Consider the following 22,665-nt stretch of genomic DNA (forward strand, 5'->3'; position numbering starts at 1 on the left):
CCATGGCCAGCGACAGAAGGTCGAAGGACATGTACCCGCCGCGGCGCGAGCCGCCGACCGGTACGGCGAGCAGCGGCGCCCGGAACACGCGGACGGCGACCGCGCTGGCGAGGATCGCGGGCTCTGCGAGGCGGTCACGGAAGTACTCGAAGTCGTACGCTTCTGCGGCCGGACGGAGGGCGACGGAGCGCGCCGGCACTGTGGCGGTGGTCAGCATTCGATCAACCCCCGGACGATGCCGGTCTCCTCCAGCCGCTCGGCGAGATCCAGGGTGGCTCGGCCCAGCTTTCGTAGGAGCGCGAGGGCCTGTAGCTCATCGCCAGGAAGTTCCTCGGAGCGCACCGCACGGGCCTTTTCGATCAGGTCCCCGATGTCCGGGTACTTCTTGGTGGCATCGTCGCGCAAACCTCGGTTCACGAGCTGCATCAGGGCCCCGCGGAATCGCTGGGCGAGTTCGTCGGCTTCGTCGTACGAGGGCACGGCGGCCCCGGGACGGCCTGCTCGCGCGCCCGCGGCATGGTGACTGACCTCTTCGTTCAGGACCATGTCCAGATCGTCGAACACTGCGTCCCAGTCCACCGGCTCCCATGCGCGCACCGCATTCAGTAGGTCGCGGAGGCCCGGTCTGTCGAGCGGCGGCGACCAGGGGTTCGTCGGGACCGTCGGGTCTTTGACGCGGACCGGCACCGCTTCGGGGCCCGCGTGCGCGCCTCGTACTGCGGTGCTCGCCATCAGCTTGCCGCCAATCTCAGCTCGCACCATGTGGTGGTGCCGGCGTCCTCAACACCCCAGGAACCTCGTCCCTCTTCGGCGAGCGACTGGACGAGCACCAGGCCGCGGCCGTTCTCGTCTGCGTCACGGGGTGCCTTGGGTCGGGCGTGGAAGCTGGGGACACCGTCGCGTACGTCGATACGCAGGAACCCGGAGCGGAGCGAGAGCGTCACCGTGATCTCCCGGCCGCCGCTGTGCACGATGGCGTTGGTGACCAGCTCGGAGACGATCAGGACCGCCTCGTCGGCGACGTAGGCCAGCCCGCGGGCGCTCAGGCGCTGTCGAGTCCGGCGCCGCATGACGCCGACCTTCTCGCCGTCCTCGGGCGGCGGAGGCTCGCCCGGTGGCCGCTGCTTGATCTCGAACGTGGCGCTCATGAGGTCGCCGTCGCGGTGGGGGGCGCGGCGTGGCCGAGCGGCAGTCGTTGTCATCACGTCCTCTGGGGGGCTCGGAGGACCGCCCGGACCGCGGATACCGCCCTGCTAAGAGGGCTCCGCTCGTCGTCGGGGGCGAGGAGGGAACGTGCTTCGGCAAGGCAGCGGACCAGTTGCACCGGAGCGGTGAGCAGAGGGGCGTCACCTATGGCCGACTCGGTGCTGGGCGCTTCCAGCCACTCCACCGGTACGCCCTGCGCCGATGGCGCGAGCCCGGGGATACGAACCGCGTGGCCGGCACCGAGGCACATCGGAACGGCACTACGGTCGAGCCAGGAGGCCCCGGCAACCAGCCTGCCCCAGCGGGCTGCGGTGCCGGGCGGCACGAGGACGGCCGCCGTGGTCAGGTTCGTGAAGCGGACAGCCGGCCCGACGGTCTGTTCGTACCGGCGCAGGATGTCGTACGCCAACTCAACGAGAGGGCGGTGCGCCAGTACGACATCGAAGGTGATGCCGGTCGGCAGCCGCCGGGGGAAGTCGGGCGTACGGCGCCAGGCGCTAATGGACTCCGCCGGCGAGGGAGTGGCCGCGGCGAACCACGCGGACAGGCGCTCGGGCTCGCCAGTCACGGTGCAGGTCTCCATGGGCCCCTCCCAGGTCGACATCCGATCTGTCAGCACGCACAGTGCGTCCGCCGTCACCTAGTGCATCGGAAGGCCCGGGGCGGTGAACAGGTCTTTTCACCGGAACCCTGGTCGCCTCCCACTCGCCCTTCACCCGCCCTTTTGACCCCCATTTCCGTCTCACCAGCGCTTTCGCTGACGACACCTCACGCAGCTCGCGAGATGACCGCTACGGTGAGCTGACACCAGTCGGTAAAGGGGGTGTCCGGTGAGCCGCAGTCCGATGAGAGCGTTACGCGAGAGCCGAAACCGGACCCAGGCGAAGGCGGTTGACGAACTCAACTCCCTGGCGGAACGGCTTGCTGCCGAAGGGCGGGTCTCGAAGCGCCCGACCTTCACCGTCCGCCAGATGTCGAAGTGGGAGAGCGAGACCAGGCCGCGCCCATACCCGCACCCGGACACACGGGTGGTCCTTGAGCTGTACTTCCAGCGGTCAGTTGAGGAGCTGGGGCTCCGCCCGGGTGCCGGAGACGGCACTCCCGACACTTCCGCTGTGCCCGTCGTGACGCCGGTCCCGCTCATCGAGCAGTCGGCCGCCACGGTCCCGCTTTTCTCCGGAGGCGACCAGGACCCGCCGCCGTGGCTGGCTCAGACGACGACCGATGTGGCCAGCTCCGAGGACTGGAAGATCGCCGAGGACGAGGTCGAGCTTCTCCGCGAGGCTGCGGACGACATGGACGCACAGGACCAGCAGTTCGGCGGCAACCGGCTCTGGCGGCCGACGCGTGCTCACCTGCTCTGGGTGCACCACATGATCGACCGCGGTATCTACGACGAGCAGCTTGGCCAGCAACTGCACGCTCTCGCAGGGAAGTTCACTACCAGCCTTGGCTGGTTCTCTTACGACGCCGGGCTCCACGCCCAGGCTCGGCAGTACTTCTCCGAGGCCCTGAACGCCGCGATGCTGACCGGCGACGATGTGCTCTCCAGCCGCACGCTGAGCAACATGGCCCGCCAAGCCGTGGACCTGAACAAAGGACGGGAAGCGATCCGCTTCGCCCGGCTCGCCCAGACGCACGCCGAGATGTGGAGCGCACCGACGCGGGTCACGGCGCTCCTGGCGATCCGCGAGGCCCAGGGGCACGCCCGGGTTGGCGACCGCTTCAACTGCGAGTCCGCGATCAAGAGGGCCTGGAAGGAATGGGAGCGCGGGACGGATGACCGCGACCCCGATTGGACGACGTTCCTCAACCAGGCCGAATTGGTGTGCCTGGAAGGGATGTGCCGCCTCGACCTCGGCCAGACTGCTCGCGCCCAGAACCTCCTGGCGCAGTCGGAGAAGCTACAGGACGTGGCGCACTCGCGGAACAGAGGCATGTGCCTCGGCCGCCTTGCGACCGCGGCCATCGGCGCAGGGGACATCGACCACAGCGTCGATGCCACGAGGAAGGCCATCGGGTTGATCCGGACGGCGGGAATGTCTTCCGCTCGGGCAGTCCAGCAACTGAAGATCGTCCACGACGGACTGGCCCCTCATCACCGCGCCCGCGGAGTAGGGGACCTGCTTGAAGAGATCCGCGCAGTCGTCGCGTGATTCAGCAAAAGGAGAGATGCAACCAGTGGATGCGGAGTACCAGCGGTACGACGGGGCGTCGGTCAAGGCCATCACCGACGAGCTGGTCGAGGTGTACGCCCGGGTGTACGACACGCCCCCGTACATCGGCGATCCGTTCTTCTCCGTCGCCTCCTTCCGGGAGCGGCTGGAGGCTGCCTTCGGCAGCGAGGGCTTCGAGACGGTGACCGCCCGCCGGGACGGGCAGATCATCGGTTACGTGCACGGCGCCACGCTGCCCGCCGAAAAGCCATGGTGGATCTCGCTCGGCAATCGGAGGCCGGCGCAGCTCCAGACCCTCGCGGATGCCGGGCAGGTCTTCTGGCTCCGAGAGCTGATGGTCCTCCCCGAGTACCAGAGCCAGGGACTCGGCAGAAAGATCCACGACACCGTGATCTCGGGACGTGCGGAGAGCGCCACCACCTTGACCTGCATCATCGATAATCAGCCGGCGCACGACGCCTATCTTCGGTGGGGGTACACGGTGATGGGGGAGATCAAGCATGCCCCCGAGTCGCCGACCTACGACGCCATGTACCTGCCCAGCTCGTGATGACCGGAACGATCATGCACAACGCAACCGCACAGCCCTTCCCGGTCCCGACGGCTGCCGGTCGCCGGGACCGACTCTCGCCGGATGCCGCGCTCCTGTTCGCGTACGGGACGCTCCAGTTCGATGCCGTCCTCGAGGCGCTGATCGGCCGGATACCGCAGCGCGTATCGGCCAGCGCGCCCGGCTGGCGCGCGGCGTCCCTGGAGGGGCGCGTCTACCCGGGACTCGTGGCGGCGCCCAGCTCTGCGGCGCCCGGAGTGCTGCTCACCGACCTCAGCCGGAGAGAGTGGACGATCCTCGACGCTTTCGAGGACGACCGCTACGACCTGCGCGAGGTGACGCTGACCTCCGGCGGGCGCGGGCTCGCGTACATCTGGCCAGACGGCGAGGTCCGCGACGAGGATTGGGACGCCGAGCAGTTCAGGGCCCGACACCTCCAGGAGTACGCCGCTCGATGCGCACGGATCGCTCCGGGATTGGCCGCCGAAGCTGGCCAGTGAACCGGCCGGCGTACGTACGAGCGCAACGAAAAGGAGAAAGACGAGCGGCGACTGAACGCTGTCCTTGCGGCAGCGCGAGGACTTGTCCGAGGGCGGCCCCTGGTGTGAACCAGGGGCCCCGCTTTGTTGGTCGACGAAGGTATGAGACGGGTTTACGGTGCCTGCGAATGGCTCCTTTCGTCCCATCAAGGTCAAGGTCAGCGATTCCTCGGCGTTGACCGTGGGCATTCGCTCACGGCAGACGGGAAAGAACTCCAAAAGACTGGATACCTCCGCCGGGACTATGTCAACGTACAACGTCCCGGAAAAACACCAGGTCAGACGGCGGGGCTACTCGGCAGGGTGGCGAACAACTCTGCGACCCAACCGCGTGAGGTTGCCGCGCTGGCATGGTCCGTACTTGGGAGGCATATCTGTCTGAATCCGCTATCCGATCCGCCCGCTTCACGTCACCCGCACTCTTTGCCCTCGGCGGACTGAACGCCTGGGTCGGCCAGACGGCGGGTGACTACCTTGCCGTATCCACCGGGCTCTGCGTCTGTGTCTGCGCGGCCGGCCTGTTCGGCGAGGATCTCTTGCAACGGGGCTATCGCGCAGATCGTGCTGTCCTCGCGTATGTCGCGGCGCATCCCGGAGCCACAACACGGCAAGTGGCACAGGCGATTGGGACTCCCGAGCGCCTCGCTGCGCAAAACCTCGACCGACTTACGGATGACGCCCTGCTGACGGTCACCACGGATGGCGTTCCCCGGGTCCTGCTGCGCTCCTATCGACTGGCCCTCGCCGACGGCGAGCTTACGGAGGCGTCGGGTTCGTGATGCGGCGCGCAACATAGACCACGATCGCCGGTTAGCCAAACCGGCGATTCTCACGACCATTGAGGAGTTCGCGGCAGCTGCGCTTGGCGGTGGAGTTGCTGTGGACGCCGTGGCGGCACCGGAACTCGGTGGTCGAAGAGCAGGGTGCTGTCCTCGGCTGCACACATGACCGCGGTGCCCGTCGCGCAATCGCTACGGCACCTCGCCGAGGGAGATGCGCAGTGGCTGTCTGGCCGAAGAATGCCGGTGGAGCGACCGAGGGCGTGACGACTTGACCGCCGGCGGGAGCAATCGCTTGCTGACCCCGGAAGAGGTAGCCGCCTGGCTCAAGGTGAGCGAAATCACCGTGAAGAACAAGTATCGGACGTGGGGGATCAAGGCCCAGAAGGTCGGCCGTCTCCTGCGATTCCGGGAACGCGACATCGTCGCCTACCTAGAAGAAAACTATGGGTGAGGCTGTTTGGCCATGCCTCGGTATATGAAAGGGGCCGCGTGGCTACCGTTTTCCAGCGCTGCAAGACCGACAAGCGGAACAAGAACTATCCGTGCGAGAAGGTGCGATGCGGGCATGACTGGACCGTTCGCTTCCGCGAGCCAGGTGGTCGAACTGGCCGACAGCGCGAGGAAAGCTTCCCGAAGAAGACTCAGGCCGAGGCTTACGGCAACAAGATGGAAGCCGACAAGGACCAAGGCGTCTACATTGACCCGAGCGCCGGAAAGATCAGTCTGCGGGTGTACGCAGATGACTGGCTGCAGCGCCGGAGTGTCGGTGAATCTACGGCTTCGAACTATCAGGGTTTCCTCGATAATCACCTCATACCGCACCTTGGGGCGAAGACGCTTGTCTCGATCACAAAGCGGGATATTGAGCACTTCAAGGCGGCGATCCTCAAAGTCCTCGCTGAAAGCACCGTGCATGACCGCATGAAGATGGTGAAGCACATCTTCTGGTCGGCCAAAGAGGAAAAGCTGATCCAAGAGGATCCGACCAGGGGTGTCGACACCAAACCCACAAACGTCGCGGTCGATGAGGACGAGATCCCGACGCTGGTCGAGGTGAACCTCATCCACAAGCACATCTCCCCCCAGTACAAGCTGACGGTCCCCCTCCAAGCCGGAGCGGGCCTGCGCATCAGCGAGGCGCTGGCGTTCCACACCGGCTGCCTGCGTGACGACTTCATCCGAGTTCGCTGGCAGATCAGCGCGAAGGCCAACCGCGAGGACTGCAAGACGAGGCTCGTTCCGCTCAAGCACCGACAGGAGGGCGAGTACCGCGATGTGCCGGTGGCGCCGTTCATCCTCGATGAATGTCATGAGCATGAGGTCTTGTGGCGTCCGATCCCCCTTGAGTTTCAGGACAAGGCCGGACGGCCGCGGGTGGTCGAGGTCTTCTTCGCGCCGCGTGATCGGGGGAAGGGCGTCATGCCCACGGCTACCACCTACGCGTACCACTTCCGGAAGGCGCAGATCGCGGCTGGCCTCACCAAGCCCGATGGGACCGCGAAGTACACCCCGCACTCGCTGCGGCACTTCTTCGCCTCGACCGCATTGGCAAACGGCGTGCCGATCCACGAGGTCTCACGCTGGCTCGGCCACAAGTCGATCAAGACCACCGTGGACATCTACGGTCACCTGGTCCCCGAGGCGTGGGACCGTTGTCGAGACGTCATGCAGAACGCCATGCGTCCAGCGGTGACAGACTCGGACGAGTCCGCCTCCGCAGCGTGACGTGCTGGATGTGCTGGATGAGTCCCGACGGTGCTGGATCGGTGCTGGATACGATCAGCTTGACGGACGTTTTCGCAGGTGGGAGCGCTGCACTGAACGTTCCGCTTCAACGTCTGAGCGGATGACATGACACCGCGCCGCTGATGCGGCGGACACGCAGGTCAGAAGGGGTCGGGCTCTGGGGAGCCCGGCCCCTTCTGCGCATGTCCGGAGCGGCGGGCGCGTCGGGTCGGCCGACTCCTCCGGTGTGGCGCGGCGGTCCCGTAGGGCAGGGATAGCCGGTTCGGTTCGGGCGGATAGAGGGGGGCGCAAGAGTGTTTCTCGTCAAGCCACCCCCCACCGGATCGTGAGGACCTGAAGATGACCGAAACCCAACTCCGCCCGGCGACGGGGGAGGTGACGTCACCGGATGCCGCCGTGCTCAGCTCGGTCGTGAAGCGGTTCGCCAATGCCAAGGGCGAGGAGTTCACCGCCGTCGACGGGCTGGACCTGCGGATACGGCGCGGCGAGGTCGTGGCGTTTCTCGGACCGAATGGCGCGGGCAAGACGACCACGATCGACATGCTCCTGGGCCTCACCCGGCCCGACGCGGGGCAGGTGTAGCTGTTCGGCGGGGCGGCGCAGCAGGCGGTGCGCGCCGGCCGGGTGGCGGCGGTCCTCCAGAGCGGCGGACTCCTGCCCGACCTGACCGTCGAGGCGACCGTACGGATGCTGGGCTCGCTGCACCCCGGCGCCGACCCGGAGACCGTGATGAGCAGGGCCGGCGTCACCAGGCTGCGGGACCGCCGGGTCGCCGAGTGCTCCGGCGGGGAGCAGCAGCGGCTGCGGTTCGCGATCGCGCTGCTGTCGGACCCGGAGTTCCTGGTGCTGGACGAGCCGACCGCCGGGATGGACGTGGCGGCCCGCCGCGAGTTCTGGGCCACCGTCCGCGAGGACGCCCGGCACGGCATGACGGTCCTGTTCGCCACGCACTACATGGAGGAGGCAGATCGGTTCGCCGACCGGGTGGTGATGGTCGACCGGGGGAGGGCCGTCGCCGACGGGTCCGCCTCCTCGATCCGTGCCCGTATCAGCGGCCGTACCGTCTCCGCGCTGATCAGCCCGCAGGACGCGGCTTCCGTGGCCGGCTCGTCGTCCGTGCGGTCCGTCGCGGTCCGCGGCGACCGGCACTTCTTCGACACCACCGACTCCGACGCGCTGCTGCGGCTGCTCGTCAGCCGGACCTCCGCCACCGAGATCGAGGTCGCCCCCCGAAGCCTCGAAGAGGCCTTCATGGCCATCACCCGAGCCGGCCGCACGAATCGCACCGGCCGCACCGGCCAGGAGGGCCCGCGATGACCACCCTGACCGCGCCGCCCGCCCGCCCCCGGACCTCGTCGTTCAGCGGAGTCAACCCCACCTTCGTCCGCTACGAGCTGGCCCGCCGCTTCAACCGTCAGACCACGATCTTCACCCTCCTCCTGCCGGCCGTCCTCTACCTCGCCCTGTTCCGTACCGCGCCCGCCCACGGCACCCTGCCGCACGGCAACTTCGCCGCCTGGATGATGATCGGCCTCGCCGTGTACGGGGCCGCGATGGCCGCCACCAGTTCCGCGGCCACCATCTCGGTCGAGAAGTCGGCCGGCTGGATGCGCACGATCGCGCTGAGCCCCCTCGCCCCGCCCGGATACCTGCTCGTCAAGGTCCTGTGCTCGGTGGTCATGGCCGCCGTGCCGGTGGCCATCGTCGGAGTGCTGGGCTTCGTCACCGGTGCGCACGCCGACGCCGAGGTGTGGGTGACGTCCCTGATCGTCGCCTGGCTCGGGGCCGCGGTCTTCGCCGCGCTCGGCATCTCGCTGGGCCTGGCGCTCAAGCCCGACGTCGTGATGCACATGCCGGGCCTGACGATGACCGCGCTGGCCTTCCTCGGCAACCTGTTCATCCCGCTCAGCGGCACCATGCTCGAGATCTCGCGGTACGGCTCCGCGACCGTCCGGCGTGGGCGGTCGCCGACCTCGTCGAGCGCCTCGCGCACCCGGCGCGGCGGGCCCGCTGTCTGCGCACCGCGGAGCGCGACCTGATGGCCGTGCTGCGGGTGTCCTACGACCATCTGAGCGCGCCCGAGAGGCAGTTCAGCAGGCTCATCAGCCTCCAGCCGGCCGCCTCCTACGACGTCGCCGACGCGGCGCTCGTCACGGGTCTGCCGGCCGGGGAGGTGGAACACCACTTCGACGCGCTGATCGAGAACAACCTGATCCGGGAGGACACCCCGGCCCGGTTCTCCTTCCACGGCCTGATCCGGGACTGCACGCGGGCACTGCTCGCCGAGGAGGCGGGCGCGGCCGCCTGAACCGAATCTCCGTTCCGCCCCAGGTGGTGGCGCGCTTACGATGCGCGCAGTCGTACACCTGCCTGAACCGTCCGAACCAGGAGCACGGTACTCGTGTCCATACCCCCGCCGCCCGGGCCGCACCAGCCCCAGGACCCGTACCAGCCTCCGCAGCCGCAGAGCCCGTACCCCCAGGACCCCTTCGCCCCACCCCCGCAGACCCCGACGGGACAGACCCCGACGGGTCCGGGTCCGTACCCGCAGGCCCCTTACCCGCAGGCCCCGTACCCGCAGCCGCCGTACGGCGGGGTGCCCTATCCCGTCTGGGGGCAGGGCTACAGCCCCTACGGCCGGCCCTCGCCCGTCAACGGCGTGGCCATCGCCGCCCTCGTCCTCGGCCTCCTGTGCTTCCTGCCGGGGGTCGGGCTGCTCCTCGGGATCATCGCGCTGGTGCAGATCAAGAAGCGGGGGGAGCGCGGCAAGGCGATGGCGGTGGTGGGCACGGTCCTGTCCTCGGTCGGACTCGCGGTGTGGGTCCTCGCGCTGTCCACGGGCGGCGCCTCCGACTTCTGGGACGGCTTCAAGGAGGGCGTGACCACCGACTCCAGTTTCACGCTCGCCAAGGGCGACTGCTTCGACGTGCCGGGGGAGACCTTCGACGAGGACGTGTACGACGTCGACGAGGTGGCCTGCGCCGGTGAGCACGACGCCGAGGTGTTCGCCACGGTCCCGCTGTCCGGCGACAGCTTCCCGGGCGAAGACCACGTCACCGACGTGGCCGACGACAAGTGCTACACGCTCCAGGACGCCTACGCGATGGACCCCTGGGCGATCACCGACGAGGTCGACATCTACTACCTCACGCCGACCGCCGACAGCTGGAGCTGGGGCGACCGTGAGATCACCTGCGTCTTCGCCAACGTGGACGAGAGGGGCACGCTGACCGGTTCGCTGCGCGCCGACGCGACGACGCTCGACCCCGACCAGTTCGAGTTCCTCAAGGCGATGGCCGCCGTCGACGACGCCCTCTTCGACGAGCCGGAGGAGTACGCCGAGGAGGATCTCGCGAGCAACCGCACCTGGGCCGGTGACACCGGCGAGGTGACCGGCAATCAGGCGGACCAGCTGGGCAGCCACCTCTGGGGGCCGGACCTGGACGCGCCCCTGGCCGCCCTGGTGAAGGACATGCGGACCGCGAGCAAGGAGTGGGCCGCGGCGGCCAAGGCCACCGACGCCGACGCCTTCTACGAGCACTACGACAAGGCCTACAAGTACGTCGACGGCGCCACCACCGTCACCGCCCGCAAGGCTCTGGGCCTGGCCACCACCGTGCCCTCCTACGACGAGGACTCCGACAGCGGGAGCGCCGGCACGGGCGGGGGCGACAGCGACAGCGGTCTGGATGTGTGATCGCGTCCGCAGCGGGGAGAAAGTGCCTGGGTGGAGGGTTACCCCGGCACATGTCATCACATCGAGTGATTCTCTGGCCTTTGCTTGCACGGTACAACCCACGGTTGCCAGGCTGTAGCTGTCTGTACAACCTGATGGGAGTGGCCAGTGACATTCGGTGAGCAGCCGGCGTACCTGCGTGTCGCGGGTGATCTCCGCAAGAAGATCACCGACGGGTCGCTGCCACCGCACACCCGGCTGCCTTCGCAGGCGAGAATCCGGGAGGAGTACGGGGTCTCCGACACCGTCGCCCTCGAGGCGCGCAAGGTGCTGATGGCCGAGGGGCTGGTGGAGGGCCGCTCCGGTTCCGGCACGTATGTGCGCGAGCGCCCCGTGCCGCGCCGCATCGCCCGCTCCGGCTACCGCCCCGTGAGCGGCGCCACGCCGTTCCGGCAGGAGCAGGCCGAGGGGCACACGCGGGGGACGTGGGAGTCCCGCAGCGAGCAGGCCGAGGCGGGCGTCTCCGTCGCCGAGCGGCTCGGGATCGCGTCCGGCGACCGCGTGATGTGCACCAGGTACGTCTTCCGGGAGGCCGGGGAGGCGATGATGCTCTCCACCTCCTGGGAGCCCCTCGCCGTCACCGGCCGCACCCCCGTCATGCTGCCCGAGGAGGGTCCCCTCGGCGGCATGGGGGTCGTCGAGCGGATGCGCGCCATCGACGTGATCGTCGACAACGTCACGGAGGAGGTCGGCGCCCGGCCCGGGCTCGCCGAGGAACTCCTCGCCCTCGGCGGCGTCCCGGGGCATGTCGTCCTGGTCGTCCAGCGCACGTACTACGCCTCTGGCCGCCCGGTCGAGACGGCCGACGTGGTGATCCCGGCCGACCGCTACCGGGTCGCCTACCACCTGCCGGTGAAGTAGCCGCCGGAGTGAGCCCGGAGCGTCCCCCGGCGCACTCCGCGGGAGCGGCCCGGGACGGCCCTCGCCGGTGGCGTGGGGGAGCGGTGGGGGCGGGGGCGGCGGCCGGGGCGGTAGCGCATGAGCTCGGGCGGCGCACACCCTTTCGGCAGTTGCCCCCGGTATCCGCCCGCCGTGAACCCGCCCGCGCGCCGTCGGAATCCGGTCGTTTCCGGTTGTTCCCGCAGGTCGCCCCGTAGGTGCCCGGAACCCCGCCGACCGGACGCATCGCGGCGCGCGGACGGCGCGTTCGGTCCCGTGCGCCCCCTGCGTCTTGGCTGGTTGCGTACCTCTTTGTGCAAAGTCGTGTTCGGTGCGTAAAGGTAAGGCGTACGCTCGGGCATATGCGGATTGCGGTTTCCTTGGCAGGCGGGGCGCGAGGCGTGCCGCGGACGGGATCCGGGCGGGTCGGGGCGAGAAGGGGGCGTGGGGGGCGATGAACGACAGCACCATCTCTCTGCCCTGGCTCGTCATACGGCAGGACGACAACGGCAATCGCTACCGCGTGGGCAGGTACGCGACCCGGGCCGAGGCCCAGAAGATCGCGGACAGCCTCGACAGCCGCGGCCACAAGCAGCTCTACTGGGTCGAGCGCATCGGGCAGACGCAGGGCCAGGCACAGACTCATGGCCAGGCCCAGGCCCAGGCCCAGAACGGTGACGGCACCCGGAACTGACGTTCCGTCCGGTCCCGTAGGCTCCGGCCCATGACCGAACGGATCGTGGTGGTGGGAGCCGCCCTGCTCGACGCCGGCCGCCTGCTCGCCGCGCGCCGCAGCGCACCCCCGGAACTCGCCGGGCGCTGGGAACTGCCCGGCGGAAAGGTCGAGGAGGGCGAGGCGCCCGAGGCGGCCCTCGTGCGGGAGCTGCGCGAAGAACTCGGCGTCGACACCGAGACCGTCGAGCGCGTCCCCGGGGAGTGGCCGCTCGGGCCGCCCTACGTCCTGCGGGTGTGGACCGCCCGGCTGCGCCCCGGTTCCGCCGCCCCCCGGCCCCTCCAGGACCACGACGAGCTGCGCTGGCTCACCCCGGCCCAGATCTGGGACGTCGACTGGCTGCCCCAGGACGTGCCCGCGGTCCGCGAGACCCTGTCGAGACTCGGCGGCGGAGCCCGCTGAACCGGAGGCCCGCTGAACCGGAGGCCGCTGAACCAGGGGGCCACCGAACCGAGAGCCCGCCGAACCGGATGCCGCTGGATCCGGGCCGGTCGGAGCGGAAGTCGCCGGTCCGGGGGCGCGTCGGACGGCGGTGGGTCCGGTGCGGGGGAGCCTCGTGCGGGCGCCGGGCCGTCGCGTACGCCGTTCGTGCCACAGTGCGCCCTGCTGTGCGGTACTGCCTCCCGTATATCGGGTATGTGGCCATTAACCCCACGAAAGCGGACATGGGTGTACTCGCTGGCCCGGGAAGTGATCGGCGTGATCGACACCGACGGAGAATGCGCCGAGTGGACGTTCCCCGCAGACCCCGGTGCGGTGCGCACCGCCCGGGGGGCCGTCCGCGGCCAGCTGCACCGCTGGGGTCTCGACAGCCTGAGCGACATCGCGGCGCTGCTGGTCAGCGAGCTGGTCACCAACGCCCTGCGGCACGCGACCGGCCCCATCGGCCTCCGTCTGGTCCGCCCCGCCGGACTCGCGGGCGTCCTGCTGGTCGAGGTCTCCGACCCGCTGCCGGAGCCGCCGCGCGAGCGGGTCGCCCGGCCCGAGGACGAGAGCGGGCGCGGACTCCAGTTGGTGGCCTCCTCCTCCCGCCGCTGGGGTACCCGGCCCGGCACCACCGGAAAGACGGTCTGGTTCGAACTGGCGGTGCCGGGTTGACGGGACGTCTCGCGGGGATGAGCCGGTGTACGGCGGGGCTCGCGACGTCGTCCGTTCGGTTCCGGTCTCCGACCGGTCCCGGAAGAGGTGGTTCGAGGGCGTGTCCGCTGGTTAGAAGACTGGAAGTGTTGTCATGGGGCGGTCTCAAAAACACCTGGACCGTGCTGTGATCGTGAACACCGTGTCGTGCGGACCCGTAGTGCTGGATACTGCGGGCAGCCGCCGTCGGTGACCGGTACCGGACGCGGTGAGCTGGAGGGGACGGTTCGCGTGAGCGAGATACCAGCGAAGGCCACGGAGTCCGAGGACCCGTCGGGCGGCGCGAGGGCGAAGGCCGCGGGTGCGCTCGCCGCCGACGCCCCGCACGGCCTCGCCGACGGCCGGGGCGAGGCGGCGGCGCCCGGTGACGCCATGTGGCAGAGCAGTCCGCCCGGCTCGATCTACGACTACATCAAGGTCGCCTCGTTCTCGATCGGCCCCGACGGGCTCGTCGACCAGTGGAGCCTGCGCGCCGAGCAGATCTTCGGCATCCCCGCCGACCGCGCCGTCGGCATGGACCCCATCGACGCGTTCATCGACCCCGACCTGCGCGAACGCGGCCAGCGCAAGATGGCCGAGATCCTCGACGGGCGGGAGTGGACCGGCGTCGTCCCGTTCCGGATGCCGGACCCGGTGACCGGCGGCGGACGCGGCGAGCGGGGCCTCGCCGAGGTCTACGTCATGCCGACGCGCAGCCTGGACGGCGAGAAGGCCGCTGTGTGCATCGTCGTCGACGTCCGCACGCTGCGCAGCATCGAGACCGACCTCGCCGCCTCGCAGGCCATTTTCGGCCAATCCCCGTTCGGCTTCCTGCTGATCGACCCCGACCTGCGCGTGCGCCGCGCCAACCACCGGTTCGCCTCCATCTTCGGCGGCACCCCCGACGACCACCGCGGCAAGGGCGTCCACGACTACCTGCCCCGGCCCGAGGCCGACCGGGTCAGCGCCACCCTGCGCAGGGTCCTGGAGACCGGCGACTCCATCACGGACATGCACGTCACCGGCTACGTGCCGGGCTCCGACGAGCGCCGGCACTGGTCGATCAACCTCTACCGCGTGCACAGCGGCACCGGCCGGCCCATCGGCGTCGCCTGGCTCGGCACCGACATCACCGCCCGCCGCGCCGCCGCCCGTGAGGCCGCCGCGGCCCGGCGCAATCTCGCCCTGCTGAACGAGGCGGGGGCCCGCATAGGGAACTCCCTCGACCTGGAGACGACCGCGCGCGAACTCCTCGACGTCGTCGTGCCCGGCTTCTGCGATCTCGCCACCGTGGACCTCTACCAAGGGCTCCTGGCCGGTGACGAGACCCCGCCCGGCCTCGCCGACGGCAGCGCCGAGCTGCGCCGGGTGGCCTTCTCCTCCGCCGTCTCCGACGCCCCCTTCGCCGGCGCCGGCGCGCCCGTCGCGGTCGGCGCGGTCCACCACTTCCCGTTCAACTCCCCCTGTGCGGACGCCCTGCGCACCGCCCGCCCGCAGGCCATCCCCGGCGAGGAGGGCGGCCTCGTGCAGTCCACCCTCGCCGTCCCGATGGTCGCCCACGACACCGTTGTCGGCCTCGCGCAGTTCTCCCGGACCAAGGGCAGCGAGCCCTTCGGCGACCGGGACCGCGATCTGGCCGTTGAGCTGGCGGCGCGGGCGGCGGTCTGTATCGACAACGCGCGGCTGTACCGGCGGGAGCACGAACGGGCGCTGATACTCCAGCGGTCGCTGCTGCCCCCCGGGGACCCGGTCGCCTCCGGCCTCGACATCGCCTGCCGCTACCTTCCGGGCAACGCCTCCACGGGCCGTCCGAGCGAGGTCGGCGGCGACTGGTTCGACGTCATCGAACTGCCCGGCCACCGCACGGCGCTGGTGGTGGGCGACGTCATGGGCCGCGGTCTGCGGGCGGCGGTCGCGATGGGCGAACTGCGCACGGCCGTCCGGACGCTGGCACTGCTGGACCTGGAACCGGCCGAGGTCCTCTCCGCGCTGGACGAGATCGCGCGCGGCCTCGGCACCCCGGGCGGCGTCCAGCAGGCCACCCGGGCCGCCCGCCGGCCCCGTGAGGCCGACCTGTCCGAGGTGTACCTCGCGACCTGCGTGTACGCGGTCTACGACTCGGTGACCCGGCGCTGCACCTTCGCCAACGCGGGCCATCTGCCCCCGGTGCTCGTCGAACCCGGTGAGCCGGCGCTGATGCTCGACGTGCCGCCCGGCATGCCGCTCGGCGTCGGCGGCGAGCCCTTCGAGGAGGTGGAGGTCGAACTTCCCGAGGGTGCCCTGCTGGCGCTCTACACGGATGGACTGGTCGAGTCGCGCGACCACCCGCTGGACGAGGGCCTCAACGCATTCGTGGGGGCGCTCACCGACCCCTCCGCCCCCCTGGAGGACGTCTGCGACCACGTCCTCAACACCCTCGACTCGCACCACGGCGAGGACGACATCGCCCTGCTGATGGCCCGCGTACAGGGTCTGCCCGTCGACTCGGTCGGCGACTGGACCCTGCCGCGCGAACCGCGCAGTGTGGGCCGGGCCCGGGAGTACGCCCGCGGCCAGTTGCTCTCCTGGGACCTCGAACCCCTCGTCGACACGACGGAACTGCTGGTCAGTGAGCTGGTCACCAACGCCCTGCGGTACGGCGAGGGTGAGATCAGGCTCCGGCTGCTGCTCGACCGCACGCTGGTGTGCGAGGTCTGGGACGCGGGCCTCGTCCAGCCGCGCCGCCGTCGCGCCCGGGACACCGACGAGGGCGGCCGGGGCCTCCAGCTCGTCGGCCTGCTGTCGGCTGCCTGGGGCTCGCGCCGCACCCCGCGCGGCAAGACGGTGTGGTTCGAACTTCCGCTGCCGGACGGCGAGACGGGCCTGGCGGACCCGGCGGAGGCACTGCTGAGCCTGTTCTGAACCCGCCGCGGGTTCGGCCCCCCACTACGAGGCAGCCGCGCGCCTACGAGGCAGGCGCGCGCCTTTGCGGCGGTCGGCCGACGTTCACCTGGGGTCGGGTCGGGTCCCGGTGGGCCGGGCCGGGCCGGCGAAGCCCGCGGGGGTGCCGTCCTCGGGGTCCTCGGCGGGGACGATGCCACCGAGTACGGCCCCGCCCGTGCCGGCCGTCACCCCGGCGCCCGCGGCTCCCACGTACGGGTTCCCGTGCGCTCGCACGTCGAGCTCGGCCAGTTCCCGGGCCTCCAGGGCGAGGACGTCGGCGGGCGGGCGGTCCGCCGGGTCGCCCGTCGCGAGGAGCCGTTCCGCCTCCGCCAGCCGGGTGCGCGCGGTGGCGCCGACCGCGCCCCGGTGCGTCGCGACGAAGTCGGCGGCGGCGGCGGTGGCGGTGCGGGCGGTGATCAGAGCGGCGGCCGGCAGCACCCCGGCCCGTCCCGAGGCGACGGGCGCGGTGGCCCGTACGATCCGGCGCAGCACTCCGACCGGATCTGCTGGCTGACCGCCGGTCAACTCCTGCCGTACGGAGCCGAGCACGGCGTCGACATGCAGCAGCCGCACGTGGAAGCCGGCCGGGGTCGCCCCCGGGGTCGTCCCGCCCGGCGTCGGTCCGGCCGCACCGGGCGGGGCGCTCGTGCCGGGGCCGGAGCCGGCCGCGGCCCGGGACGAGGAGGCCGCGGGCTGCGGTGCCGCCGGGTCCGTCCGCCGTCTGGCCCAGGCCAGCTCCGCCTCCGCGCCCGTGAGGGCGGCCGGGACGGTCCGCTCGGCCGCCCGCAGCTCCACGGCCAGCCGGTCCACACCGTCCACGAAGACGGCCGCCTGCGCCACGGCGCCCTCGGCGGCGCGCAATTGCCGGGCCGCCCGCTCCGGTCGCCCCGCATCGGCCGACTGCCGGGCCTGGTTGAGCCGGACGGTGGCGAACAGCAGCCGGTCCTTGGCCTGTTCGACGCTCCCGGTGACCGAGGCGGTGGCGGTCGGCGCGTAACGGTCCCGGAGCCCCGCGAGCACCGCTTCCGAGGCCCCCGCCCGTCCGGCCAGCTCCCGGAACCGGTCCTCCGCGGCCCCCAACGCCTCGCCCAGCCCCTGCTCCAGCCCCCGCAGCCGGGCGAACTCCCCGGCCAAGGAGTCCAGCCGCCGCCCGGCCTCCGCACACCGGCCGACGATCCCGGCGAGCGCGTGCTCCCGGGCCGCCGCCTCCGCCGGCACCCCCTCGTCGTACCGCTGCCGCATCCGGAACGCCGCGGCGAGTTCCGCCTCCGCCTCGCGGACCGCCCGGTGGAACGCCGCCGGTTCTCCCGCCGTGCACAGCATCTCGGCGAAGCCGAGCTCGGTGCGCGCCGCCCGCACCCGGTTGTCGGCCTCGACCAGCGCCGCGCAGGCCTGCTCGTCGAGGGCGGCGAGGGGCGGCGTCGACCGAGGCGACGGCGCGCCGCCGGTACCGCCGGGAGTCGTCCTGACGCGGGTGCGGCGGACGCGCCGCAGGTACCCGTACCCGGCGATCGCCCCGGCCGCGCCGACCGCCACGAGCGGCAGCACCAGATCGACGGTGGACCTCTCGTCGGCCTCGGCGGCGGCGCTGCTGACGCCGGGCGCCGGGTTCTTGATCGCAACCGGAGCGTCTCCACCGGACGTCATCCCTGGCAACACCAGCCACACGACCCCGACCGCACCGCCCAGCACGGCATGCGCCACCCGCACGGATATGTGCGACGTGGCACGCCGCGGCCGGCCCCGGAACAAGGAAGAGGTCACATTTGGGAGCGTATGGCCGCGATTACGGCCACGCGACCGGGATGCACCCGACACGGGGGCGGTGGGGCGGAACGACACGCGAGGGGGAACCGCGATGGAACGGCCACCGGGTCGGACGAGGACGCAACCGCTGACGGAACCGGATTCAGAACCGGAGACGGGGACGGAGCAGAAGAAGACGGAGACGGAGACGGAGACCGGGGAGGCGCGGGGCAGGCCCACGGCGGCCGAGAACGAAGGTGCCGCAGGCGGTTCCGGAGCCGGAGAAACCGGCGAAACAGGTGGCACCAACGGGACCGACGGTACCGAGGGGGCCGACGGTACCGAGGGGGTCGACGGCGCCGACGGGAACGGGACCGGTGGCGATCCGGGCGGTGGCCCCGGTGACGGTCCCGGTGACGGGAAGGGCCGTCGGCGTGGGCGCCGGGGACGGCTGGTGCGGCGTACCGCCCTCGCCCTGGTCCTCCTCTTCCTCCTCCCGGTGCTCGCCGCCGAGACCGCCCTGCGCGTGAACTACCTGGGCGACCCGGCCGACGGCACGCACACCCGCGGCAGGGACGCCATCTGGCTGGGCCATGCCTGGGTCGACGGCCGCAAGACCGACGCGGACGTCAAGGCCCTCGCCGACCGCCTCGGGAAGACCGGCATCCGCGACCTGTACGTCCACGCCGGCCCCCTGGAGCACAACGGCACGCTCCCCGCGTCCGCCTACGCGGGCGCGCCCCGCTTCATCGCCGCGATCCACCGGGAAGCACCCCGGCTCCGCGTCCAGGCCTGGCTCGGCGACGTCCTCGCCAGCGAGAGCCCGAACGGCATGCGGCTGGAGCGGGCCGAGACCCGCGCCGCGGTCGTGCGGTCCACCCGCGAGATCCTCGCCGCGGGCTTCCAGGGCGCCCACTTCGACCTCGAACCGCTGCACTCCGGCGACGGCGACTACCTGGGCCTCCTGGACGACCTGCGTGCGGTCACCAAGGCCCGGAACGCCCAACTCTCCGTCGCCGCCCACCAGATCGACCCGGTCCCCGGCTTCCACTCCTTCTGGGGCACGACCACCGGCCACCCCAAGTGGTGGTCGCAGAGGTTCTTCGGCCAGGTCGCCCGTCGCGTCGACCAGATCGCCGTGATGTCGTACGACACCATGCAGCCGCTGGAGAGCACGTACGGCGGTTACGTCGCCCAGCAGACCTCGCTCGCCCTGGAGGTCACCCCGGCCTCCACCGACCTCCTGATGGGCCTGCCCTTCTACCACGAGAACCGGTTCGGCCACTGGAATCACGCCGAGACCGTCGCCGCCGCCGTCCGGGGCGTCCGGCTGGGGCTGTCCCGTACGGACGCCGACCGTGCGAACTTCGGCGTCGCGGCGTACGTCGACTTCGCTGCCACCGAACAGGACTGGACGTCGTACGAGAAGGGCTGGGTCCGCTAGCCGCGGCGGGTCCGGCGGTTCCGGTGGACCCCTCCCCGCGTACCGGTCCAGGTGGGATCATGAGCGCATGCCGTACTGGACTCTGGTGGTCACGGCCGTCGTCTGTGTGACGCTCATGGCGGTGGTCGGTATCGCGGCGGTCGCGCGGGAGTGGGTGCCGCCGTTCGGCCGCAGGCGGGTGCTGCGGCCGCGACTGTGGGGTGCCGGAGCCCTGATGAGCGCCCTGGGCCTGGGCCTCTTCATGTTCCTGGGCCCGATGGCCTCCCACGACCTGGCCGTCGACCTGTACGTCCCGCCCGCCGGAATGGCCGTCAACCTCGCCGGGCTCGCCGTCCAGGCGCTCGCCCAGCGTCCCGGACGCACGCCCCGGCTGCCCCCGGCGACTACGAAGAGCGCCTCCTGATCTTCGATCCCAGCCATACCAGCGGGTCGTACTTGCGGTCGACCGCGCGTTCCTTGAGGGGGATCAGCGCGTTGTCCGTGATCTTGATGCCCTCAGGGCAGACCTCCGTGCAGCACTTGGTGATGTTGCAGTAGCCGAGGCCGTGTTCGTCCTGGGCCGTGCGCCCGCGGTCCAGGCCGGACTCCTCGGCCGCGTCCAGCGGGTGCATGTCCAGTTCGGCGACCCGCATGAGGAAGCGGGGGCCCGCGAACGCCGTCTTGTTCTCCTCGTGGTCCCGGACGACATGGCAGGTGTCCTGGCACAGGAAGCACTCGATGCACTTGCGGAACTCCTGCGACCGGTCCACGTCCTCCTGGAACATCCGGTACTCGCCCGGACCGACCCCCTCCGGTGGCACGAACGCCGGAATCTCCCACGCCTTGCGGTAGTTGAAGCCGACGTCGGTGACGAGATCCCGGATCACCGGGAAGGCGCGCAGCGGTGTGACGGTGATCGTCTCCTCGCGGTCGAACACCGACATGCGGGTCATGCACAGGAGCCGGGGCCGTCCGTTGATCTCCGCGGAGCACGAACCGCACTTGCCCGCCTTGCAGTTCCAGCGGACGGCGAGATCGGGCGCCTGGGTGGCCTGGAGGCGGTGGACGATGTCCAGGACCACCTCACCGTCGTTGACCTCGACCTCGAAGTCCTTCAGGCCGCCGCCCTCGATGTCGCCCCGCCACACCCGGAAGCGGGCCTCGTAGCTGCTCACTCGTAGAGCTCCTCTTCGGCGAGGTACTTGACCAGCTCTTCCTTCTCGAAGAGGGCGAGCAGGTCGGCGCGGATGGGTTCGGTGGTCTCGCGGGTGAGGGAGATCCGGCCGCGGGCGGGGTCCGTCGCCGCCAGGACCCCGGTGGGGTCGGCCGGTGCGCACAGCAGGTTGACGTTGCGCCACGCGCGCTCCATCGTCGGGTGGTCCTCGCGGGTGTGCCCGCCGCGCGACTCGGTGCGTTCCAGTGCCGCCCGGGCCACGCACTCGCTGACCAGCAGCATGTTCCGCAGGTCGAGCGCCAGGTGCCAGCCGGGGTTGAACTGCCGGTGCCCCTCGACCCCGGCCCGCTGCGCCCGCACCCGCAGCTCGGCGAGCTTCTCCAGGGCGTGCTCCATCTCGCCCTCGCGGCGGATGATGCCGACCAGGTCGTTCATGGTCTGCTGGAGCTCCTGGTGGAGGGTGTACGGGTTCTCCGGCGCGTGGCCCGCCGGGTCCTCGGGGCTCTCCGCGGAGAACGGCCGCAGCGCCTCCGCGGCCGCCGCGTCGACCTGGTCGTCGTCCACCGGGGGGCGCCCCGCGGCGAGGTCCGCGGTGTAGCGCGCCGCGTACAGTCCCGCCCGGCGGCCGAACACCAGCAGGTCGGAGAGCGAGTTGCCGCCGAGCCGGTTGGAGCCGTGCATCCCGCCGGCCACCTCGCCGGCCGCGAACAGCCCCGGCACCCCGCGGGCGGCCGCCGTCTCGGAGTCGACCGCGATACCGCCCATCACGTAGTGGCAGGTCGGCCCGACCTCCATGGCCTCCGCCGTGATGTCGACGTCGGCCAGCTCCTTGAACTGGTGGTACATGGAGGGCAGCCGGCGCTTGATGACCTCGGCGGGCATCCGCGTCGACACGTCCAGGAAGACCCCGCCGTGCGGGGAGCCGCGGCCCGCCTTCACCTCCGAGTTGATCGCGCGGGCCACCTCGTCCCGCGGGAGCAGCTCCGGCGGTCGCCGGTTGTGGTCCGGGTCCTCGTACCAGCGGTCGCCCTCCTCCTCCGACTCGGCGTACTTCTCCTTGAAGACGTCCGGGACGTAGTCGAACATGAACCGCTTGCCGTCGGAGTTCCTGAGCACCCCGCCGTCGCCGCGCACCGACTCGGTGACGAGGATGCCCTTCACCGACGGCGGCCAGACCATGCCCGTCGGGTGGAACTGCACGAACTCCATGTTGAGCAGCGGGGCACCCGCGAGCAGGGCCAGCGCGTGGCCGTCGCCCGTGTACTCCCACGAGTTCGACGTGACCTTGAAGGACTTGCCGATGCCTCCCGTGGCGATCACCACGGCGGGCGCCCGCAGGACGAAGAAGCGGCCGGTCTCGCGCTCGTAGGCGAAGACGCCGCTCACGCGTGAGCCGTCCTTGAGGACCCGGGTGACCGTGCACTCCTGGAAGACCTTCAGCCGGGACTCGTGGTCGCCGGTCTCGCGGTGGTCCTCCTGCTGGAGCGAGACGATCTTCTGCTGGAGCGTGCGGATCAGCTCCAGGCCCGTGCGGTCGCCGACGTGTGCGAGGCGCGGGTACTCGTGGCCGCCGAAGTTGCGCTGGGAGATCCTCCCGTCCTCGGTGCGGTCGAAGAGCGCGCCCCAGGTCTCCAGCTCCCACACCCGGTCCGGGGCCTCCTGGGCGTGCAGCTCGGCCATCCGCCACTGGTTGAGGAACTTGCCGCCGCGCAGGGTGTCGCGGAAGTGGACCTGCCAGTTGTCGTGTTCGTTGGCGTTGGCCATGGCCGCCGCGATGCCTCCCTCGGCCATCACCGTGTGCGCCTTGCCGAACAGCGACTTGCAGATGACGGCGGTGCGGGCGCCGCGTTCGCGCGCCTCGATGGCGGCGCGCAGTCCGGCGCCTCCCGCGCCGACCACGACGACGTCCCACTCCTGGCGGTCGACCACGGACATC

General features: G+C 70.8%; 22 protein-coding genes and 2 pseudogenes. 17 read left to right on the plus strand and 7 right to left on the minus strand.

Going from position 1 to position 22,665, the window contains the following annotated elements; all coding sequences use genetic code 11:
• Positions 1-40: 40 nt before the first annotated feature.
• The 4 genes and pseudogenes from AOQ37_RS41760 to AOQ37_RS04320 all read right to left on the minus strand — a co-directional run.
• A pseudogene (locus tag AOQ37_RS41760) lies at positions 41-217 on the minus strand (DUF6302 family protein); the annotation flags it as partial.
• A complete protein-coding gene (locus tag AOQ37_RS04310) occupies positions 211-762 on the minus strand; it encodes a DUF6415 family natural product biosynthesis protein (RefSeq protein WP_159401299.1) in 552 nt (183 codons plus the stop codon). The gene AOQ37_RS04310 and the pseudogene AOQ37_RS41760, both read right to left, overlap by 7 nt.
• The gene (locus tag AOQ37_RS04315) at positions 732-1,148 is read right to left on the minus strand and encodes an ATP-binding protein (RefSeq protein ID WP_063781109.1); all 417 of its coding nucleotides are present in this window, start codon (positions 1,146-1,148) and stop codon (positions 732-734) included. The genes AOQ37_RS04310 and AOQ37_RS04315 overlap by 31 nt, the downstream gene beginning before the upstream one ends.
• A 53-nt stretch (positions 1,149-1,201) precedes the next feature.
• Positions 1,202-1,774, minus strand: a complete 573-nt coding sequence (locus AOQ37_RS04320) for a hypothetical protein (RefSeq protein ID WP_159401300.1) — start codon at positions 1,772-1,774, stop codon at positions 1,202-1,204.
• Positions 1,775-2,051: 277 nt separating this feature from the next.
• Between AOQ37_RS04320 and AOQ37_RS04325 the strand changes: the two genes are divergently transcribed.
• From AOQ37_RS04325 to AOQ37_RS04395, 15 genes and pseudogenes are all read left to right on the plus strand, one after another.
• Positions 2,052-3,362 (plus strand): NsdA family TPR-like regulatory protein, encoded by a 1,311-nt coding sequence (locus tag AOQ37_RS04325; protein ID WP_062641219.1) that lies wholly within the window; start codon positions 2,052-2,054, stop codon positions 3,360-3,362.
• Between the two features lie 16 nt (positions 3,363-3,378).
• Positions 3,379-3,933 (plus strand): GNAT family N-acetyltransferase, encoded by a 555-nt coding sequence (locus tag AOQ37_RS04330; protein WP_078889979.1) that lies wholly within the window; start codon positions 3,379-3,381, stop codon positions 3,931-3,933.
• 14 nt (positions 3,934-3,947) lie between these two features.
• Entirely contained in the window at positions 3,948-4,433 is a 486-nt protein-coding gene (locus AOQ37_RS04335) for a gamma-glutamylcyclotransferase family protein (RefSeq protein WP_078890004.1), read from the plus strand.
• 389 nt (positions 4,434-4,822) lie between these two features.
• The gene (locus tag AOQ37_RS04340; protein ID WP_234436793.1) at positions 4,823-5,251 is read left to right on the plus strand and encodes a MarR family transcriptional regulator; all 429 of its coding nucleotides are present in this window, start codon (positions 4,823-4,825) and stop codon (positions 5,249-5,251) included.
• Between the two features lie 295 nt (positions 5,252-5,546).
• Positions 5,547-5,705: a helix-turn-helix domain-containing protein gene (locus AOQ37_RS04345; RefSeq protein WP_234436794.1), complete on the plus strand. Its 159-nt coding sequence runs from the start codon at positions 5,547-5,549 to the stop codon at positions 5,703-5,705.
• Between the two features lie 38 nt (positions 5,706-5,743).
• The gene (locus tag AOQ37_RS38345; protein ID WP_078889980.1) at positions 5,744-6,979 is read left to right on the plus strand and encodes a tyrosine-type recombinase/integrase; all 1,236 of its coding nucleotides are present in this window, start codon (positions 5,744-5,746) and stop codon (positions 6,977-6,979) included.
• A gap of 360 nt (positions 6,980-7,339) precedes the next feature.
• Positions 7,340-8,317, plus strand: a pseudogene (locus tag AOQ37_RS04355) (ABC transporter ATP-binding protein).
• A complete protein-coding gene (locus AOQ37_RS04360) occupies positions 8,314-9,039 on the plus strand; it encodes an ABC transporter permease (protein WP_234436795.1) in 726 nt (241 codons plus the stop codon). Before AOQ37_RS04355 ends, AOQ37_RS04360 begins: the two are co-directional and overlap by 4 nt.
• Positions 9,039-9,308, plus strand: a complete 270-nt coding sequence (locus AOQ37_RS04365; protein ID WP_062641222.1) for a hypothetical protein — start codon at positions 9,039-9,041, stop codon at positions 9,306-9,308. The genes AOQ37_RS04360 and AOQ37_RS04365 overlap by 1 nt, the downstream gene beginning before the upstream one ends.
• Before the next feature lie 93 nt (positions 9,309-9,401).
• Positions 9,402-10,697, plus strand: coding sequence for a DUF4190 domain-containing protein (locus AOQ37_RS04370; RefSeq protein WP_062641224.1), 1,296 nt, complete (start codon positions 9,402-9,404; stop codon positions 10,695-10,697).
• 147 nt (positions 10,698-10,844) lie between these two features.
• Positions 10,845-11,597, plus strand: a complete 753-nt coding sequence (locus AOQ37_RS04375; protein WP_062641225.1) for a GntR family transcriptional regulator — start codon at positions 10,845-10,847, stop codon at positions 11,595-11,597.
• Between the two features lie 472 nt (positions 11,598-12,069).
• Positions 12,070-12,309 (plus strand): SPOR domain-containing protein, encoded by a 240-nt coding sequence (locus AOQ37_RS04380; protein ID WP_062641227.1) that lies wholly within the window; start codon positions 12,070-12,072, stop codon positions 12,307-12,309.
• 30 nt (positions 12,310-12,339) lie between these two features.
• Positions 12,340-12,750 carry a (deoxy)nucleoside triphosphate pyrophosphohydrolase gene (locus AOQ37_RS04385; protein ID WP_062641229.1) on the plus strand — a complete coding sequence of 137 codons (411 nt, stop codon included), beginning with the start codon at positions 12,340-12,342 and terminating at the stop codon, positions 12,748-12,750.
• 267 nt (positions 12,751-13,017) lie between these two features.
• A complete protein-coding gene (locus AOQ37_RS04390) occupies positions 13,018-13,446 on the plus strand; it encodes an ATP-binding protein (RefSeq protein WP_062641231.1) in 429 nt (142 codons plus the stop codon).
• A gap of 270 nt (positions 13,447-13,716) precedes the next feature.
• Positions 13,717-16,365: a SpoIIE family protein phosphatase gene (locus AOQ37_RS04395; RefSeq protein WP_062641233.1), complete on the plus strand. Its 2,649-nt coding sequence runs from the start codon at positions 13,717-13,719 to the stop codon at positions 16,363-16,365.
• Between the two features lie 84 nt (positions 16,366-16,449).
• Here the strand turns inward: AOQ37_RS04395 and AOQ37_RS04400 are convergent, their stop codons facing one another.
• Positions 16,450-18,150: a hypothetical protein gene (locus tag AOQ37_RS04400; protein WP_062641235.1), complete on the minus strand. Its 1,701-nt coding sequence runs from the start codon at positions 18,148-18,150 to the stop codon at positions 16,450-16,452.
• A gap of 130 nt (positions 18,151-18,280) precedes the next feature.
• Here AOQ37_RS04400 and AOQ37_RS04405 point away from each other — a divergent pair, with 130 nt between their 5' ends.
• On the plus strand, positions 18,281-19,576 hold the full coding sequence (locus AOQ37_RS04405) for a glycoside hydrolase family 18 protein (protein WP_062641490.1): 1,296 nt from the start codon (positions 18,281-18,283) through the stop codon (positions 19,574-19,576).
• Positions 19,577-19,643: 67 nt separating this feature from the next.
• Positions 19,644-19,979 carry a hypothetical protein gene (locus tag AOQ37_RS04410; RefSeq protein WP_062641237.1) on the plus strand — a complete coding sequence of 112 codons (336 nt, stop codon included), beginning with the start codon at positions 19,644-19,646 and terminating at the stop codon, positions 19,977-19,979.
• Here AOQ37_RS04410 and AOQ37_RS04415 read toward each other — a convergent pair.
• Together AOQ37_RS04415 and AOQ37_RS04420 are read right to left on the minus strand one after the other, a co-directional pair.
• Positions 19,960-20,730, minus strand: coding sequence for a succinate dehydrogenase/fumarate reductase iron-sulfur subunit (locus AOQ37_RS04415; protein WP_062641239.1), 771 nt, complete (start codon positions 20,728-20,730; stop codon positions 19,960-19,962). The genes AOQ37_RS04410 and AOQ37_RS04415 overlap by 20 nt on opposite strands.
• Entirely contained in the window at positions 20,727-22,664 is a 1,938-nt protein-coding gene (locus tag AOQ37_RS04420; RefSeq protein WP_062641241.1) for a fumarate reductase/succinate dehydrogenase flavoprotein subunit, read from the minus strand. The genes AOQ37_RS04415 and AOQ37_RS04420 overlap by 4 nt, the downstream gene beginning before the upstream one ends.
• Position 22,665 lies beyond the last annotated feature (1 nt).

This window comes from Streptomyces maremycinicus, from assembly GCF_001184025.1.
Classification (GTDB): Bacteria; Actinomycetota; Actinomycetes; order Streptomycetales; family Streptomycetaceae; genus Streptomyces; species Streptomyces maremycinicus.